This window comes from Winogradskyella sp. (genome assembly GCF_013042245.1).
In the GTDB taxonomy this organism is placed as follows: Bacteria; Bacteroidota; Bacteroidia; order Flavobacteriales; family Flavobacteriaceae; genus Winogradskyella.
In genome coordinates, this window is sequence record NZ_JABDQL010000073.1 from 1 (window position 1) to 19,242 (window position 19,242).

General features: G+C 33.7%; 15 protein-coding genes and 1 tRNA gene. 13 read left to right on the forward strand and 3 right to left on the reverse strand.

Features of this window, described 5'->3' with window-relative positions; genetic code table 11:
• The first annotated feature begins 853 nt into the window (after positions 1-853).
• The 3 genes from HKP48_RS05990 to HKP48_RS06000 all read left to right on the forward strand — a co-directional run bounded on the left by HKP48_RS05990 (position 854) and on the right by HKP48_RS06000 (position 2,615).
• Positions 854-1,147 (forward strand): helix-turn-helix domain-containing protein, encoded by a 294-nt coding sequence (locus HKP48_RS05990; RefSeq protein ID WP_296343852.1) that lies wholly within the window; start codon positions 854-856, stop codon positions 1,145-1,147.
• A gap of 248 nt (positions 1,148-1,395) precedes the next feature.
• On the forward strand, positions 1,396-1,836 hold the full coding sequence (locus HKP48_RS05995) for a hypothetical protein (protein WP_296343854.1): 441 nt from the start codon (positions 1,396-1,398) through the stop codon (positions 1,834-1,836).
• 137 nt (positions 1,837-1,973) lie between these two features.
• A complete protein-coding gene (locus HKP48_RS06000; protein ID WP_296343856.1) occupies positions 1,974-2,615 on the forward strand; it encodes a DUF6266 family protein in 642 nt (213 codons plus the stop codon).
• 124 nt (positions 2,616-2,739) lie between these two features.
• Here the strand turns inward: HKP48_RS06000 and HKP48_RS06005 are convergent.
• A tRNA-Phe gene (locus HKP48_RS06005) sits at positions 2,740-2,812 on the reverse strand.
• A gap of 106 nt (positions 2,813-2,918) precedes the next feature.
• Here HKP48_RS06005 and HKP48_RS06010 point away from each other — a divergent pair.
• From HKP48_RS06010 to HKP48_RS06035, 6 genes are all read left to right on the forward strand, one after another.
• The gene (locus HKP48_RS06010) at positions 2,919-3,647 is read left to right on the forward strand and encodes a type III pantothenate kinase (RefSeq protein ID WP_296343858.1); all 729 of its coding nucleotides are present in this window, start codon (positions 2,919-2,921) and stop codon (positions 3,645-3,647) included.
• Positions 3,647-4,975, forward strand: coding sequence for a hypothetical protein (locus HKP48_RS06015; protein ID WP_296343860.1), 1,329 nt, complete (start codon positions 3,647-3,649; stop codon positions 4,973-4,975). The genes HKP48_RS06010 and HKP48_RS06015 overlap by 1 nt, the downstream gene beginning before the upstream one ends.
• Positions 4,976-4,990: 15 nt before the next feature.
• The gene (locus tag HKP48_RS06020; RefSeq protein ID WP_296343862.1) at positions 4,991-6,367 is read left to right on the forward strand and encodes a hypothetical protein; all 1,377 of its coding nucleotides are present in this window, start codon (positions 4,991-4,993) and stop codon (positions 6,365-6,367) included.
• Positions 6,368-6,373: 6 nt separating this feature from the next.
• Positions 6,374-6,928 (forward strand): LPS export ABC transporter periplasmic protein LptC, encoded by a 555-nt coding sequence (gene lptC / locus HKP48_RS06025; RefSeq protein ID WP_296343864.1) that lies wholly within the window; start codon positions 6,374-6,376, stop codon positions 6,926-6,928.
• A 226-nt stretch (positions 6,929-7,154) separates the two neighbouring features.
• Complete coding sequence (locus HKP48_RS06030; RefSeq protein WP_296343866.1) at positions 7,155-8,444, forward strand: hemolysin family protein; 1,290 nt, start codon at positions 7,155-7,157, stop codon at positions 8,442-8,444.
• Between the two features lie 98 nt (positions 8,445-8,542).
• Entirely contained in the window at positions 8,543-10,687 is a 2,145-nt protein-coding gene (locus HKP48_RS06035; protein ID WP_296343868.1) for a peptidylprolyl isomerase, read from the forward strand.
• Positions 10,688-10,745: 58 nt separating this feature from the next.
• Here the strand turns inward: HKP48_RS06035 and HKP48_RS06040 are convergent, their stop codons facing one another.
• Together HKP48_RS06040 and HKP48_RS06045 are read right to left on the reverse strand one after the other, a co-directional pair.
• Positions 10,746-11,657, reverse strand: a complete 912-nt coding sequence (locus HKP48_RS06040) for a GYDIA family GHMP kinase (protein ID WP_296343870.1) — start codon at positions 11,655-11,657, stop codon at positions 10,746-10,748.
• 3 nt (positions 11,658-11,660) lie between these two features.
• On the reverse strand, positions 11,661-12,962 hold the full coding sequence (locus HKP48_RS06045; RefSeq protein ID WP_296343894.1) for a hydroxymethylglutaryl-CoA reductase, degradative: 1,302 nt from the start codon (positions 12,960-12,962) through the stop codon (positions 11,661-11,663).
• A gap of 150 nt (positions 12,963-13,112) precedes the next feature.
• Here HKP48_RS06045 and HKP48_RS06050 point away from each other — a divergent pair, with 150 nt between their 5' ends.
• The 4 genes from HKP48_RS06050 to HKP48_RS06065 all read left to right on the forward strand — a co-directional run bounded on the left by HKP48_RS06050 (position 13,113) and on the right by HKP48_RS06065 (position 19,239).
• Positions 13,113-15,344, forward strand: a complete 2,232-nt coding sequence (locus HKP48_RS06050) for a S9 family peptidase (RefSeq protein ID WP_296343872.1) — start codon at positions 13,113-13,115, stop codon at positions 15,342-15,344.
• A 30-nt stretch (positions 15,345-15,374) separates the two neighbouring features.
• Entirely contained in the window at positions 15,375-16,778 is a 1,404-nt protein-coding gene (locus HKP48_RS06055; RefSeq protein ID WP_296343873.1) for a peptide MFS transporter, read from the forward strand.
• A 72-nt stretch (positions 16,779-16,850) separates the two neighbouring features.
• On the forward strand, positions 16,851-18,602 hold the full coding sequence (locus HKP48_RS06060; protein WP_296343875.1) for a peptide MFS transporter: 1,752 nt from the start codon (positions 16,851-16,853) through the stop codon (positions 18,600-18,602).
• A gap of 82 nt (positions 18,603-18,684) precedes the next feature.
• Entirely contained in the window at positions 18,685-19,239 is a 555-nt protein-coding gene (locus HKP48_RS06065) for a thioredoxin fold domain-containing protein (RefSeq protein WP_296343877.1), read from the forward strand.
• Positions 19,240-19,242 lie beyond the last annotated feature (3 nt).

The following is a 19,242-nucleotide window of genomic DNA, read 5'->3' on the forward strand; positions in this document are numbered from 1 at the left end:
TGAAAAATTGATAGCAAATTATGTTAAGGAACAAGGTGTTGAAAAGGATTATAAAAGTTTGAAAAAGAATAATCAATTGAAATTATTTTAATGCCTCGTGGGCTTGCCCCGAGGATTATTTACTTAAATGTATCTATTTTATTAAATTGGTACAATAAAAAAGCAAAGAGCCATTGCCTTAGCCTGTCTTGAGCCTGTCGAAAGGCTCAAACAACTATTCCGCCACAAAACCAACGCCTTGCTATGTTACATAATGCGTAGTTATGGTACTTCCTCGCACCACCAATGGCGTAGCCATAACTGTCATTATGTAAAATAGCCGCTTCTGCCCACGCGCAATACAGTACACCAATTCATATTCTGCATAACATTTAGACATCAGTACATAAGGCTATATTTCAACATTTGTACATAAAAGTTTATATTCGTTATCTCATTCATCTGCACAAAAACCTCACTAAGCCTGTATTGAGCGCAGTCGAAATATCCAAGTATTCCTTAGCTCAATTATTTGTTTGTTTCATTTCGTTAACAAATATCATAGTCCACTTTTCCCCACCACCCTTTTCAGCGGATATAAAAAAAAAGGTTCATAAAATGTAGTAATACGCCATAGCACATTACTTTTTCTCGCTCGCCCTGTCTCGAGCGCCAGTCGAGAGGTCAAAAAGCAATAAGCTATTGTCTAAAAGTCCTGTATAAGTAGCTTGTTTAAATGCTGTTTTATCAGACAACTATTTAAAACGCTACCCATACAAACGCTTCACCCAACGCTCAATACAGAACTAAAACCTATTTTTTTAAGTGTTAATTCCCCATAAAAGTGTTTTATTTTCGTTCTAAATTTAATATTATGATAACAAAAACAATCCAAATTACAGAAGTATCAGTTGATGAATTAGCAGATAAAGTAGCCGATAAGCTATTGCTTAAAATAAAAAGCTATTTAGATGATTTAAGCACTAAAAAAAACGATGTCTATTTAACAAGGCAAGAAACAGCAGATTTTTTGAAGATTAATGCAACGACACTTTGGAATTGGACAAACAAAGGTAAAGTCATTAGTTATGGTTTAGGGCATAGAAGATATTACAACAAGCAAGAAATTATAGACACATTAAAAAAGAATCAATTGTTATTAAAATAAAAAAAGGTAGCAAATATATGTGGCTACCTCTACCAGCCGCACAAGGCTATAAAGGTCAAGCCCTACGGGTTTTGAATAAAACTTTTTTACAATATTTCTGCTATTTCATTATACATTTTTACTCAAAAAACTTTTACCCAAAAACCTTGACAGCCTCATCCACGCCACAACATTAGAGGCTATCTTTTTTTCTTTTCAAAAAAAATAATGGTGCGAAGCGTAGCGAAGCAATTTTAAATTGGATAGCTATGTCAACTTTTGAACTGAAAACACACCAAATCGGAAAAACCTACTCTAAACCTCATTTTTTCATCCTAAACAAAGGGCTTAACAGCGGAAAACCACTCGCAAATCCCTGTCCTAACTGTTTTGTAGTCACTGCCGAAACCGAAGAAGCAAAAAACACGCTTTTTCATTTATCTATGATGTTGCAAATAGGCGGTTTTTACGCTTATTATTTAAAAGGTAGTGTTATTCCGTTTATCTCAATAGATGATTGTAGAAACACGCTAAAAAAAGGCTTAAAATCAGGCGATAATATCGCTAATCAGATGCAAAAACATATTAAAGCGGTTGAGGTTATCAATAGAAAAGAAAAAGAGCTTCAAAATGTCATTGATAAAATGGCAGTTTTAAAGGTGGCATATATTCGTAATTGTTTTAAACTAATGCAAACTAATGAAGCATAGCGCAAAAGCGTCAAAAGAGCCTGAAACCTTAACAAAATGGCATTATTTTCGTTATATTATAAAGGTGAATAAAGTTTAAAAGCAATATCAAGTCCGTACCAAATCCGAACGTGTAATTTTTAAATTGTTTTTATATTATGGGAAAGATTTCTCAAGGAATTTTAGGCGGATTATCTGGTAAAGTAGGTAACGTCATCGGTGGTAGTTGGAAAGGTATTGACTACATTAGAATTAAGCCATCTAGCGTGGCGAATCCTCGAACAGAGGGACAAGTGAATCAGCGTAATAAATTTACTATTACATTGGAGTATTTGCAGCCAAACAAAGAGTTTTTAAAAATCGGTTATAAGTCTTTTGCGACCAAGAAAACTGAATTTAATGCTGCAATGTCTTATGTGCTAAATAATGCAGTAGGGGGTATTGCACCTAACTTTACGATTGATTATTCTTTAGCTTTATTAAGTAGGGGTTCTTTATCTGGAGTGCTAAACGGAACTACAGATTTAACAACACCAGGACAAGTGGATTTTGGTTGGGGAGATAACTCGACAGAAGGTAATGCAAATGTAACAGATAAAGCAATGGTATTGGTTTACAATCCAAGCAAGAAAGAATCAATTTCTATTTTGGATGGTGCTGATAGAATTGCAGGTTCGCAAGTGGTTACAATACCCAATACCTATGCAGGAGACACAGTAGAGCTGTTTATGGCGTTTGTTTCTGCTGATGGTAGTCAAGTATCAAATAGTGTGTATTTAGGCTCTGGTACGGCATCATAGATTTGTTTTGATAATACACATTTAAAAACCGTTGCATTTTATGTAGCGGTTTTTTATTAGCACACAATTCAGCACACTTAATTAAAAAACCCTTGAGAACATTTAGTTAACAAGGGTTTTAAGGTGGTGCCTCCAGGAATCGAACCAGGGACACAAGGATTTTCAGTCCTTTGCTCTACCAACTGAGCTAAGGCACCAGTTGCTTCATTGCTAAAGCGGATGCAAATATAAATGCATTTTTAGTTTTACCAAAAAGAAAATAACAAAATTTGATTTTATAAATTTGTCGTTTAGTAAAAACTTATGAATCTTATTGTTGATGTTGGAAATACCTTTGTAAAATTCGCTGTATTTGAAGAAGATAATCTTATTTGGAAAGACGCTTTTAAGCTCTCGCAGTTTAGGAAAGAGTATAAATTGATAAAAAAACAATTTCCTAAACTTAAATCTATAATAGTTTCATCTGTAGGAAGACTTGATGATAAGGATGTTAATTTCCTTAAAAAGAATTTAAAAGTTCTTGAGTTGGATTGGACAACTAAAGTTCCATTTAAGAATGAATATCAAACTCCAAGAACTTTAGGGGTAGATCGAATTGCTTTGGTAAGTGCGTCGGTTTTAAATTTTCCTGAGACGAATGCTCTAATTATAGATGCTGGGACTTGCATTACTTATGATTTTGTAACTCAAAAGAATGCCTATATCGGTGGCGCTATTTCGCCTGGCTTAAGGTTACGTTATAAAACATTAAATAATTTAACTGCAAATCTTCCATTATTAGATACGGAAAAGCCTGCTGGTTTAACAGGCAATAGTACAGAGTCTTCGATACACTCGGGTGTTGTGATGGGTATTATTAAAGAAATTGATGGTATTATTGACGAATATCGTGACAAATATCCAGATTTAACAGTTATTTTAACAGGAGGAGATGCCAAATTTTTGTCAAACCAATTAAAAAATAGCATATTTGCGAACTCGAATTTTCTATTGGAAGGTTTGAACTTTATTCTAGAATTCAATTCAAAATAATGATTAAAAAACTTATTGTAATACTTATTACAATTATTGGTTGCCAAACTTTTGCGCAACAAGGAACCGCATCACCTTACTCTTTTTACGGCATTGGTAGTTTAAAATTTAGAGGTACTGTAGAAAATTTAGGAATGGGTAGTATCGGTTCATATATAGATAGTTTACATATCAACTTAAGAAACCCTGCTTCCTACGCTGGAAAAAATTTAAAAACGGATCCTTACAATGGAGAAAGTAGGCCTGTAAAATTTACTGTGGCAGGCTCTTTTAGTAGTGTTAGTTTAAATAGTAATACTGAATCTCAAAATGCAAACACTTCAACATTTGATTATTTAGCTGTTTCTATTCCATTGGGAAGGTTTGGGGCTGGTTTTGGTTTATTGCCTTTTACATCTGTGGGGTATAAGCTTCAAGATATAAATCCTGTTAACGAAAGAATTGATTTTAGATATGAAGGAGAAGGCGGATTAAATAAGGCCTTTTTCAGTTTAGGTTATTTAGTTAATGATAATCTTTCTATTGGGGTTGATGCCAACTATAATTTTGGTTCAACCGAAAATAGCGCTATTCAATTTATTTATGATTCCGACGGAAATATCATACAGCTTTCTACTAGGGAAACTAACAGATCAGATTTAAGCGGTCTAAACTTTAACCTTGGGGCTGCGTATAAAGGAAAAATATCAGACAAATTAGAATTGTCTGCAACTGCTACTTTTGCTCCAGAGAGTAGTTTAAATTCAATTAATGACCGTTCTATTTCAACAGTTTTTGTTACAACTTTAGGTGATGAATTTGTTCAGAATACAATAGATGTAGACTTGGTTACTGATGGATTAGAAGAAACAGATTTGAACTTGCCGTCAAGATTTGCGCTTGGTGCAGGTATAGGAGAAGCATCAAAATGGTTTATTGGAGCTGAGTATGTTGCTCAGAATACAAGTGTTTTCGATAATCCTTTATTAGGTTCTACAATAGATAATACTTCTTTTGAAGATGCCTCATCATTTGCTATTGGTGGATTTTATTTGCCAAGCTATAGGTCATTGTCAAGTTACTTCAAACGAGTTACTTACAGAGCAGGAGCAAGGTTCGAAAATACAGGCTTAGTTGTAAATGATGAGTCAATAAACGAGTTTGGCATATCTTTTGGATTAGGTTTACCAATAGGACCACAGACGGGAGTGTTTTCCGAAATAAATTTAGGTTTTGAGTATGGACAAAGAGGTACAAAGAATAGCAATTTAATACAAGAAAACTTTTTTAATTTCAATCTTAGTCTATCTTTAAGTGATAGGTGGTTTCAGAAAAGAAAATATAACTAACAAAAATTTAAAAAGATGAAGACGAAAATTACATTACTACTCATAGCGCTATCTGTTGGATTTAGCACAAGCTATGCTCAACAAGATGAAGAGTGTATAAACAATTTATCTATTTTCGATTCTTATGCTAAGAACAAAAAATACGATGAAGCTTATGAGTCTTGGATGAAAGTAAGAAAGAAATGCCCTAAGTTTAATAGAGCCATCTATGTTAGGGGAGAAAAGATTTTGGAACATAAAATTAAAACATCTTCTGGAGCAGACAAAATAGCATTTGAAGCAGACCTTTTAAAACTCTATGACGAGTATAACAAATACTATGGTTCAAAGTTTAAAACGGGAAAAATGTTTGCCAAAAAAGGTAATCTTTCATATAAATATAGAAAAGAGTTAGGTTTGTCTGATGAAGAACTCTATGATATTTTTAATCAAGGCTATACACAAGATTTAGAAAACTTTAACGACCCAAAGGCTTTATATACATATTTCTCTCTAATAGTTGACTTGTATGACGCTGGTAAGAAGTCAGCACAAGAAATGTTTGACAAGTATGATGATGTTAATGATAAAATTGAAGAAGAAGTTGGTAAAAATACTTTGAGTCTTAATAAGCTTTTAAAGAAAGAAGAAGGTCAAGAGCTAACGCGAAGAGAGAAGAGTATAGCTAAGAGTAATAAAAGTTACCTTAAAGTCTACGATGATATCTCTGGAAGTATGGATACAAAAATTGGTGACAGAGCTACATGTGATGTTTTAATCCCATTGTATCAAAAGGATTTTGAAGAAAAGAAAAATGATGCAAAGTGGTTACAACGTGCGATGAATAAAATGTATTCTAAAGAATGTACGGACGACCCAATGTTTGAGAAATTAGTTGCTCAGAAGAATAATTTAGAGCCAGATGCAGGTACAGCATATTATCTTGGTGTTTTAAATGAAAAGAAAGGGAGGGTTTCTGAGGCTGAAAAATATTACAAACAAGCAGAAAGCTTAGAGACAGATCCTCTTAAAAAATGGAATTATGTTTTTAGAAGAGCCGAGAAAAATAAGAAAAAAGGTGCTTATGGCAAAGCAAGACAACTTTACAGAGAGGCTCTGCAATTAAACCCGTCTAAAGGGACGCCTTATTTAAGAATAGCAGCTATGTACGCAAGTAGCGCTAAAAATTGTGGTGATACAACCTTAAAAAAGAGAGCCGTATACTGGTTAGCAGCTTCAGAAGCTCGTAAAGCAGGTCAGATAGATGGGCGTTTAAGAAGCGTGTCTTCTAAAACTGCTGCAAGCTATCAAGGTTTAGCTCCAGATAAAACAATGCTTTTTACAGAAGGGCTTAAGTCTGGAGATAAAATAAATATCTCATGTTGGATAGGAGCTTCAGTAAGAGTACCTTAAATTAAAGTGAATAGAAGTAAATTACATATAGTTTTAAATACAGTCATAGCATTAGTTATGACTGTGTTTTTTTCATGTAAAAACAACTTCAAAGACGTTCAGCAAGTAGGTGTGTTACAAAACGAACCTATTGTTGTTGCTGATACCATAAACTTGAAGTACACAGATTCTTTTAAGCTGAGAGCGAATCTTTTGAGTCCTAAAATGTTAGATTATTCTAACCGAAATTTTGCATTTTCAGAATTTCCTGAAGGTATTGAGCTCATTATCTATGATGAGGCAGGAAATGAAAGTAAGATTTTTTCTGATTATGCTATTGTCTACAGCGAAACAGATTTAATAGACTTACGTGGTAATGTAATACTTACAACACATAAACAAGATTCATTATTTACCTCTCAAATGTACTTTGACGAAAAGAAAGAATGGATTTTCACCAATGAAGCTGTAAGACTCCGAAGTCAAGGAACTGATGTTAATGGTACGGGTTTTGATTCTGACCGAAATTTCGAAGAGTACGAAATGTTAGCTGCTGCTGGGGACATCGAAGTCAATAATTAACTACATTTGTTTCATAATTAATTGAGTTATGCTAAAAGCGCTTAAGATTTTTCAATACGCATATATAATTTTCGCAGTCCTATTTGCTTGGGATGCAATTACAAACTGGTCTGTAGACAGAAATCGAAGTTACATTTCTATTCTATTTGCAGCTTTGGCTGTATTTATGTTTTTTTTCCGTAGGCGTTTTCGAAACAAGTTTCAAGACCGTGACAAGTCGTAACTCATGACACTAGATACGGTAATTATTGTTGTCTCTCTTTTGTTATCCGCATTTTTCTCAGGAATGGAGATTGCCTACGTGTCTTCCAATAAAATTTATATTGAGCTTGAAAAAAAACAAGGTGATTTTCTTAGTAAATTACTTACAAAATTAACAGCAAAGCCCTCTAAATTTATAACAACGATGCTCATTGGTAATAATATAGCATTGGTAATTTACGGGTTTAAAATGGGTGATGTTCTAGTTCGTTGGTTTCAAGGTTTTTTACCTTCAGATTATAGTATTTTAAATTACCTTTTTAAAGATTTTCAATTGCTCTCACAAACCATTATTTCTACAGCAATAATTTTGGTCACTGCAGAATTTTTACCTAAAGTTTTTTTTCAGATTTATTCAAATACCTTATTAAAGTTTTTTGCCTTACCTGCCTATTTGTTTTACATATTGTTTTCGATGGTTTCAGAATTTGTAATATGGATTTCAGATTTTGTACTAAAAACCTTTTTCAAGACTAAGGGAGATGCTGTAGAATTGGCTCTGACAAAAGTAGAGCTTGGCAATTTTATTACCGAACAAATGGAATCTGTTGAAGAGCATGATGAGGTAGATAGTGAAATTCAAATTTTTCAAAATGCTTTAGAGTTTACAGAAGTCAAAGCACGTGAGGTAATGGTACCTCGTACCGAAATTATGGCAATCGATATTTCAGATTCTATCGAAAACTTAAGCCGGTTGTTTGTAGAAACTGGCTATACTAAAATTTTAATATATAAAGATTCAATAGACGATATCTTAGGCTATGTACATTCTTTCGAGTTATTCAAAAAACCAAAAACCATAAAATCAATATTGATTTCGGTTGTGTTTGTCCCGGAAACTATTTTAATTAAAGATGTACTTAATCTGCTTACAAAAAAAAGAAAAAGCATAGCTGTAGTTATTGATGAGTATGGAGGTACTTCTGGTATTATGACGGTAGAAGATATTATTGAAGAACTCTTTGGGGAAATTGAAGATGAGCATGATAGTGTGGCATTAAAAGAAGAACAACTTTCAGAAAACACCTTTAACTTTTCGGCTAGACTAGAGGTGGATTATCTCAATGAAACCTACAAATTAAATTTGCCTGAAGGCGAATCTTACGAGACTCTGGGAGGTTTAATTGTGCATTACAACCAAGATATTCCAAAGCTCAACGAAACTATTAGAATCGCAAATTTTAAGTTCACCATTACAGAAGTGTCTTCAACAAAAATCGATAGAGTACATCTTAAAATTATGTTCGAGGATTAATCGGTTTTTTGTAATTAAAAAAGACCAAACATCCTTTTATTATTTGGTATAAAATGTTATTTTCGCACACTTAATTTTAACAAACTATATACCATAAAATGGCAGTTTTAAATAAAATCAGACAGCGTTCGCTTGTATTAATTTTGGTTATTGCAATGGCATTATTTGCTTTTGTAATTGGAGATGTTTTTAGAAATGTAGACGGATTTACAGGTTCGCAAGATATTGTAGCAACCATCCATGGAGAAGATATTAATAGAGAACCATTCATGTTCGCAGTGCAAAACATGCAACAGCGTATGGGACCAAATTCTTCTGAGACACAAGTTAAAAATAACGTTTATAACCAAGAGTTAAGGCGTATTGTTATGAGCACAGAGTTCGAAAAATTAGGACTTACTGTTGAAAAAGATAAAATGCGCGACTTATTAGAAAAAAGTTTTGGGAGTTATCCTGAGTTTCAAAATCAGGACAGCATTTTTGACGTTAATAAGCTTAATGCATTCATCGCAAATCTAAAAGATATTCAACCGCAAGGTGCACCATTGAGCAACTTTACAATTAATTATGCGCAGTGGACTAATAACGAGCAATCTTTAGCTAATAACGCTTTAACCCAGCAATATTATAATTTAATAAAAGCAGGAGTCAATGCAACACAGACAGAAGCTGAAGATGATTATATGGGTGATTCTCAAACGGTAGATTTAAAGTATGTGCAAGTCCCTTACTCATCTATTGCAGATAGTTTAGTGCCTATCAAAAACTCAGATATAAAATCTTACATGCAAAACAACAAAGAGAAATATCAAGTAGATGCTACCAGAGAAATTTTATTTGTTGAGTTTAGAGAGGAGGCTTCAGTAGAAGACGAAGATGTTCTTAAGGTTGAGCTTTTAGCATTAAGAAGCGATAGAGTAGAATATAATGAAACTACAAAAGGCACAGATACGATTTTAGGTTTTGATAATACAGATAACATTGAAGCATTTGTAAATTCAAATTCAGATATAAAATACAATGATGCTTATTTAAGAGCTTCAGAATTAGGGACTGCTAAGGATAGTTTAACTAATGCTCAAATAGGGTCTTACTACGGACCATATAAAGATGCTGGCTTCTATAAGTACTCTAAGGTTTTAGATAAAGCAAGTAAACCAGACTCAGTTAAAGTACGTCATATTCTTATTCCTTATGTAGGTGCTAACAGAGCAGCTGCAGATGTTACAAAAACAGCTGAAGAGGCAAAAGCTACGGCGGATAGCATTTATAATGTCGTAAACAGAAACCGTTCAAAATTTATTGATTTATTGGAGTTATCTTCTGATAAAGTAAGTAATGAAAAAGAGGGTGTTATAGAGTTTACTTACAATCAAGGTTTTGCTCAAGAGTTTAAAGCCTTTTCTTTTGACAATGAGAAAGGTGATATGGATGTGGTTGAAACCAGTTTTGGCTATCACATTATCGAAATTTTAGACCAATCAGGATTTAATAATACTGTAAAGCTTGCAACTGTTGCTCGTAAGATTGAAGCGTCAGAAAAAACAATTGATGACGTTTTTAATGCAAAACAAAAATTTGAAATCGCTGCGGAAACTGGAGATTTTAGAGAGCTAGCACAAGAGCGAAACTTAACAGTAAAGCCTGTAACATTCAAAGAGCTAGACGAAAATATACCAGGTCTAGGTAGTCAAAGACAAGTTGTACGTTGGGCATTTAATGACGAAACTGAAGTAGGAGACTATAAAAGTTTTCCCGTATCTGGTGTTGGTTTTATAGTTGCACAATTGGTAGATGTTAATGAAGAAGGCTTAATGAGTGTTGAAGATGCTACTGCAGCAGTACGTGTAGAAGTGCTTAAAGAAAAGAAAGCTGAGATAATTCGTGAGAAATTAACTACTGGTGCTTTAGCAGATATTGCTGCAGCACAAAACCAAACGGTTAGAACAGCAAATGGTGTTACACTTAAAAGCACAACTTTATCTGGTGCCGGTGCAGAACCAAAAGTAATCGGAGCGGCATTTGGACTAGAAGAAGGTGAAATTTCTAAGCCTATAGATGGCGCAAATGGTGTTTATTTGGTTGAGGTTACTAAAGTAAACGAAGCAACAAAACTAGATAATTACGCTGCTATCCAAGCGCGTTTGAGTAATCTTCGTAAAAATGCTGCTCAGGGTAAAGTATATTCTGCCTTAGAAGCTGCTGCTGAAATTGAAGATAACAGAGCAAAAACAGTTTACTAGTTAAGTAAATATTTTAATATAAAATAAAAAAAGCTTTGCGTTTTTCGCAAGGCTTTTTTTATGATTTAATCATTAGGGAATATGGAAGAATCGTTTCGTAGCCTTTTGATTTAAAATAAGCTTCGGGATTATCTTGAGAAATTACTAAAACAAAATCGCCACCCCAAGCACCAAGACTTTTTACAGCACCATTAAAATCTGGAAACAATAATTCTTTTGCAGGCTTTTGATTAATGATTTTTGAAATAATACGCTCGTGTTTTTCAATAAGGTTTTCGAACTCAGAGAAACACGAACAAGAAATCATGTGTTGGGTTATACTATTTATATCAGAAATAGGAGCTTTTAAATCACCTTTATATTTTTTATAATTGGCTATGCCCTCACGACTATTTTGTTTCTGATTAAGGTATACAAAATAGATAGAGTCTTTAAACATTGGATTAAAATTGACTTCGTTTACTAATGGTCTGTCTCCAACAATTTGGTACGTAATTGCAGAATTATGTTGTGCACAAGCAATATCGTAGCCACTACCGCCAAAAGTAAATTTTAATAGCGCATAAGCATCAACATTTGCCCAATTGGCAATATTGTTTATCAATGTAGAGGATGTTCCTAATCCCCAAGCGCGATTAAAGTCTTGAGTGGTTTTTATGTTGAAGCCTTCAGTATGCTTAAAAAAAGACGGATTTAGTGCTTGAACACTTTTTAAAATCTGTATAAGACGTTGAGATATTTCATTTGGTGAAGTGAAACCGTCTTTTAGAATAGCGTCAATTGAAAAATTATCTTCGAACCAAAGGCTCTGATTTTCATCATAACTTCTCCAGCAAATCTTTTGGTTTTGATTAGGTTCTACTAAAAGCTGTTGTCCGTATTTGGTCGGTAATGCTAAAGATTTAGCACCATCAAGAACAAGGTATTCGCCTGTGAGTAAAAGTTTACCGTTGCTTTTGAAATACTTCATCAACTAGCTCCTTAATTTTTCAATTGCTTCTACAACAGCGCTATGTGTTACCGTATTTGTCTTAAAATAAGTAATTAATGCTTTCTTTTCTTCATCATTGGCTTTAAACTGATTGAGAATATTCATCAAGTGCATTTTCATATGCCCTTGTTGAATTCCTGATGTGGTCAATGATTTTAATGCTGCAAAGTTTTGGGCCAATCCTGCAACAGCTACGATTTTCATTAAATCTTTAGCTGATGGATTACCAAGCATTTGTAGTGCGAATTTCACTAAAGGATGAAGACTTGTTAAGCCACCGACTGTACCAACAGCTAAAGGTATTTCTAGCCAAAAGCAAAATATGTCATTATCAATATTACAATGGGTCAAGCTTGAATATTTTCCATCTTTAGCAGCATAAGCGTGTACACCAGCTTCAACTGCACGGAAATCATTTCCTGTTGCCAAAACAACAGCATCAATACCATTCATAATACCTTTATTATGAGTTACTGCACGATGTGGCTCAACTTCAGCTATTGAGACAGCTTGTTTAAAGTTTTCAGCGAAAGTGATAGGGTCAGGAATATCTTTATCTTTTAAATCTGTAATCTTACAACGTACTTCCGCCCTTACTAAGCATTGGGGTACGTAGTTAGACAAGATGCTCATTACAATATTTACATTAGTAACCTTATGTGTTTTTGCATGTGCTTTAAAAGTTTCAGCAAATTGTTCTAAACAAGAGTTGATGAAATTAGCACCCATTGCATCAAGTGTTTCAAAAGTTGCATGTAATTGATAGTAATTATCTAATTCTTCGGTTTTATCTCGTAATTCAATATCTAGTATACCGCCACCACGGCGATTCATATTTTTTGTAATATGATAAGCATCAGAAATTAACTGGGGTTTAATAGTTTTAAAATAGCTTTGTAAATCCGTTTTGCTACCTGAAAACGTAAAATGAACCTGCCCAATTTTAGTTGTTGAAATAACTTCAGCTTTAAAACCACCACGCTCAAACCAAAATTTGGCAGCTTTACTAGCTGCGGCAACTACAGAGCTCTCTTCAATAGCCATTGGTATGGTATAAAGGTTCTCGTTAACCAGAAAATTGGGTGCAACACCAAGTGGTAAATAAAAATTAGTAATGGTGTTTTCTATAAACTCATCATGTAACTTCTGGAGTTTTTCGTCTGAATTCCAATACTGTGTAACCACTTTTTTAGCAGTATCATTATTATCGAAACAGGTATTGAGTAACCAATCTATTTTTTTAGTTTTTGATAATTTTGAAAATCCTGAAATGGTGTTTTGAATCATTGATTATGAGTTTAAATCACAAAGATACTAGGATTGGTACAATATGTATTGAATGTTTTTCAATATTGCCGATTTACTGTTAATAATTAGTGTTTTTTCCATATTTTTTAGTAAACTTGGCATTGCATTAACAAATTAGAACGATTAATGAAATCCACACGTCTATTCGCCATTATTGGTCTCTTGGTTACTACCTTTGTAACCGCTCAGAAAAAAGAAATTAGCTTACAAGATATTTGGAATGGAACATTTAGAACTGAAGGTATGCAAGCCCTTCATTCTATGAATAATGGAAATCAATATTCGGTTCTTAATTTTGATAGAAAAGAAAGAACATCTTCAATAGATATTTACGATTATAAAACTTCAAAGAAAGTAAATACATTTGTTAACTCTTCGGATTTAAGTCAAATCCAAGCTTTTATTGACTATAGTTTTAGTAAGGATGAATCTAAGATTTTATTGACGACGCAGTCCCAGCCAGTTTTTAGACGTTCGCGTTTAGGAGAATATTATATATATGATACCAAGTCTAAAGTGTTAACTAAATTGAGTGATGATTTGGTGCAAGAACCAACATTTTCTCCAGATGGAAAAAAAGTAGCTTTTGGCTTTCAGAATAACTTGTATGTGAAAAACTTAGAAACCGGAGACACAAAACAGTTTACTTTTGATGGTAAAAAGAATAGCATTATCAACGGTATTACGGATTGGGTTTACGAGGAGGAATTTAGTTTTGTGCGTGCTTTTGATTGGAATGCAAATAGTAATAAAATAGCATTTATACGTTTTGATGAATCTGAAGTTCCTGAATTTTCAATGGATGTTTTTGGGTCAGACTTATATCAAACGCAACAAGTATTTAAGTATCCAAAAGCTGGTGAACCGAACTCTGAAATATCATTACATCTTTACAATTTGGAGTCTGAAAAACTTTCAGAAATTAAAGTAGATAAAGCTTATAAAGATTTTTATATCCCAAGGTTAAAATGGACTAATGATGCAGATGTATTAAGTGTTCAGTATCTAAATCGTCATCAAAATGAATTGGATTTATGGATGATAAATACATCTAAAAGAACATCAAATCTTGTGTTAGCAGAAACGGATGAAGCTTATGTTGATGTGACATTTAACCTAACATTTTTAGAAGATAATAGTTTTATTTGGACGAGTGAAAAAGATGGCTATAACCACATTTACCACTACGATAAAAACGGAAAACTAATTAATCAAGTAACAGATGGTGATTGGGAGGTTACCAATTACTACGGTTTTAACGATGATTCTAATACTATTTTTTATCAGTCTGTAGAAAATGGCTCTATCAATAGAGATGTATATTCTGTGAAATTGAATGGTAAAAATAAAAAGCGTTTAACTAAACGTGACGGTACAAATAGTGCATCTTTTAGCGCAGATTTTTCTTATTTTATCAATACGCATTCAAGTGCTACCTCACCGCAAGAATACACACTTAATGATTCTAAATCAGGAACACTTATAAAAAGTATAAAGGATAACGATAAATTAGCCGCAAGAGTTGAAGACTATAAAACTTCAAAGAAAGAGTTTAGTACTATTTTAGTAAAAGGTAACGAGCTTAACATGTGGATGATTAAGCCTGCTGATTTTGATTCTACAAAAAAGTACCCCTTATTTATGTATCAGTATTCTGGTCCAGGCTCGCAACAAGTGGAAAACCGTTGGAACGGCTCTAACGATTACTGGTATCAGCATTTAGCACAACAAGGTTATATCGTAGCTTGTGTAGATGGAAGAGGAACCGGTTATAAAGGCGCTGCATTTAAAAAAGTCACTCAAAATGAATTAGGTAAATACGAAGTTATAGACCAAATTGAAGCAGCAAAAAAACTAGGCGCTTTGCCATACATAGATGAAAGCCGTATTGGAATCTGGGGTTGGAGTTATGGAGGTTTTATGAGTAGTAATGCGCTTTTTAAAGGTAATGATGTGTTTAAAATGGCTATCGCTGTAGCACCTGTAACAAGTTGGAGGTTCTATGATACGGTCTATACTGAACGCTACATGACTACACCTCAAGAAAACCCTAGTGGTTATGATGAAAATTCGCCTATAAATCATGTTGATAAACTTAAAGGTGATTTCTTGTTAATACATGGCTCAGGAGATGATAATGTGCATTTACAAAACACCATGCGAATGGTAGAAGCTTTAGTTCAAGCTAATAAGCAATTCGATTGGATGATTTATCCAGATAAAAATCATGGGATTTATGGCGGAAATACACGTTTACATTTATATACAAAAATGACAGATTTTATTCATAAAACACTTGGTGATAAGCGAGAAAAGAATGAAGAGAAGAAAGAGGTAAAATCAAAAATTAAAGGATAAACTAACAAAACACTAAATAAAATCAATTTTATGGCAACAGCAATTAAACAACCTTATGAAAGGGAGCTCTTTGGGCACCCTGTGGGATTATTTGTACTATTTTTTACAGAAATGTGGGAGCGTTTCTCTTACTATGGAATGCGGGCACTTTTGGTTTTATATTTAACATCTAAAACTACAGATGCAAATCCTGGAGTAGGTTGGTCACAAGGTGATGCTTTAGCACTTTATGGCTGGTATTCAATGTTAGTTTATTTTATGTCAATTCCTGGAGGGATTTTGGCTGATAAATTCTTGGGTCAAAAAAAGTCAGTCATTTTAGGCGCTATTTTATTAGTAATCGGTCATAGTGTGTTGGCAATTGAAGCCATGTGGGCGTTCTATACAGGTCTTGTTTTTATAATACTTGGTGTAGGATGTTTAAAACCAAATATTTCTACAATGGTTGGAGGGCTTTACAGAAAAGGGGATGTGAGGAGAGATAAAGGTTTTACCATATTTTATATAGGAATTAATATTGGTGCTTTCCTATCTGGATTAGTAGTTGGTTATGTTGGAGAAGTCCATGGTTGGCACTATGGTTTTGGTCTTGCAGGTTTACTTATGGTACTAGGATTAATCCAGTTTTTAGCTGGTCAAAAATATCTTGTTCATGTGGGTAATTATCTAGGGAAATCACAAAATAGAGAAGATCAAGAAGCCTATAGAAGACCACTTACTAAAGTTGAAAAAGATAGAATTATAGTTTTACTTATTTCATTTTTATTGATTATAGCCTTTTTTGCAGCATTTGAACAAGCAGGAGGTTTAATGAATATTTATGCTAGTGAAAAAACAGATAGAATGCTATTTGGCTGGCAAGTGCCAGCGACATGGTTTCAGTCATTGAATTCTTTCTTTATAATCACTTTGGGTGTTGGAGTAGCTGCGTATTGGGCAAAACGCAAATTAAAAGGAACTGAAGCATCTTCATTATTTAAGATGATTATTGGTTTGGGAATAATAGGTGTTGGGTTTTTATTCATGTCAGCTGCTGCTACAGAATATGACAATACAGGTACCTCTGCAATGTATTGGTTAGTATTAGCATATTTATTTCACACGGTTGGTGAGTTATGTCTATCGCCTGTATCATTATCATTTGTTACTAAACTTGCACCTGCAAAATATGCATCAATAATGATGGGTATTTATTTTGCAACAACTGGATTAGGAAATAAGGTAGCAGGTTTACTTGGAGAATCTTCATCTGTTTTTGGAGAGTTTAAAGTATTTACAGGAATAGCTATTTTCTGTGTAGGTTTTACTCTATTAGTATTTATCTTCTTCAAAAAACTAAAAGCACTTACCCATGGAGCAGAGGACAACGAAACTGACTATAGCACTAAAGAAGCTGAAGGTTTTGAATTAGCCGATCCAGAAGTTAATAACTAAAAACATAAAAACTCAAAGCCCTTATGATTTATGATTATGAGGGTTTTATTTTACAACAAAATCAATATTATAATGAATACAGATGTAGAAAATTTATTTAAAGATAAAGTGATTGGGCATCCAGCAGGTTTATTTGTTTTGTTTTTTACAGAAATGTGGGAACGCTTTTCCTATTACGGAATGCGAGCACTATTGGTAATGTTTTTTACCGCCTCGCTTTTAGATGGTGGTTGGGGTTGGCCTCGTGAGCATGCTTTTGCTATTTTTGGCACATATACTTCTTTGGTTTATCTCTCAACCTTATTGGGTGGTTATATGGCTGATAAAAAAATTGGCTATAGGTGGGCTGTTGTAGTAGGTGCTTTACTCATGACCTTAGGTCATGCCTGTATGGCTTTGGAAACACAATTTTTCATCTATTTTGGTCTAACATTGCTGGTATTTGGAAGCGGTTTTTTCAAGCCTAACATGACTTCTATTATTTCCGAAATGTATGAAGGTAAAGAAGAAAAGAAAGATGGTGCTTATACTATATTTTACATGGGAGTAAATGCAGGTGCATTCCTTGGAATTTTGTTGTGCGGATATTTGGGCGAAAAAGTAGGTTGGTCATGGGGATTTGGAGTAGCAGGAATTTTTATGTTTTTTGGACTACTTCAATTTTGGTTTGCTCAAGGTATTTTTGGTAAAATTGGGTTGAGGCCTGAAAATCCAATAGATGAACTGGGAGATACTACAGAGGAATCTGGTGTTAAATTAAATCCGTTTACAAAGTTTCAAATGGTATTAATAGCCATTGCTTCTACCTTAGGATTAGTTTGGATATTGAACGATCCTGTGTCTAAGATATCTGAAGGCACTTACAATATATTTGACTTTAATTTATTTGGATTGAAAGGGTCTAATGTAATTATCTTGTCAGCGTTATTATTATTCATTTTATTGTTAGTTATTCGTATTCCAAAGTACGACAGGATTACAAGAGATAGAATGCTTGCTGTCATGTTTTTTGCCTTTATAACTATATTCTTTTGGGCTATTTTTGAACAAGCCCCAGGTTCTCTAACCATCTTTGCTAGGGATTATACCCAAAGAGTCCTTGAAGGCACTTCGGCAATGACTTTTAAAGTTATTAATTCTTTAATGACCTTAATTCCTTTAGGTGTTATTACTTGGGTACTCTATTCATTGTTTAAGAAGACATTTTCTAAGTATGCTCTTTCAAATATTATTTTATCCTTTAGTTTTGTGATTATATGGGGTATTGCAATTTGGATGCTTTATAATGAGTTTGTTAAAGATATTGCTGAAGTACCAGCATCTTGGTTCGGAGTTTTAAACTCTTTATTCATTATTACATTTGCACCTTTATTTTCTAGATGGTGGGAAAGTAAATACAACCCAAATGCAAATATGAAATATGCCATAGGAATGATTCTTTTAGGAATTGGTATGGCTTGTGTGGCTATAGGAGCATCAGATATTCCAGTTGGTGCTAAAACAGCATCTGTTAGTATGATTTGGTTAATATTAGTTTACTTTTTTCATACTATGGGTGAGCTATGTGTTTCTCCAGTAGCATTATCTTATGTGTCTAAATTAGTGCCTGGAAGAATGATTGCAATGATGTTTGGTGTTTGGTATTTAGCAGTTGCTATTGGGATGAAACTAGCCGGAGTCTTTGGAGAATCATCTGAAGCAATTGCAAAAACCGAAGGTTTAAGCTATTTCTTTTGGTTGCTTACTGCTATTGCAGTTGGTCTTGGGGTATTGTCTGCAATTTTATATCCAATTATTAGAAAACTCATGCATGGTGTGAGATAGACAAAGTTAAATTACATTTAATATGTAAATCAAAGTACCGTATTTTTTGTAATTTTGGTCTAGTTATTGCTACATAAAGGTTATGATGAAAAAGATAATTATAAGTGTATTTGTATTGCTGTTGGCAATCAATGTTTCAGCACAAGAGATAAATTGGGTCACTTTTGAAGAAGCAGTAGCGCTTCAAAAGAAAAATCCAAAGAAGATAATGATGGATGTCTACACCAATTGGTGTGGTCCATGCAAAATGTTAGACAGAAACACCTTTAAGAATAAAGATGTTGTAGCTTATGTGAATAAGAATTTCTACGCCGTAAAATTTAATGGCGAAGGTAATGACGAGGTGACCTATAAAGAAAATACGTTTAAGAACCCCGGTTATGACCCTACAAAACTAAATAGAAGAAATAGTGCTCATGAATTTGTGCGTTTCTTTCAGATTAGAGCGTATCCTACTATTGCGTTTTTTGATGAAGAGTTAAAGCTAATTGCTCCAATTACAGGTTATCAAAGACCACAACAGTTGGAGTTGTATCTCAAGCTTTTTAAAGACGATACTTATAAGGAAATGACATCCCAAGAGCAATTTAATGATTATTATAAGGCTTTTAAACCCACATTTTCCGAAGGTAAATAACAG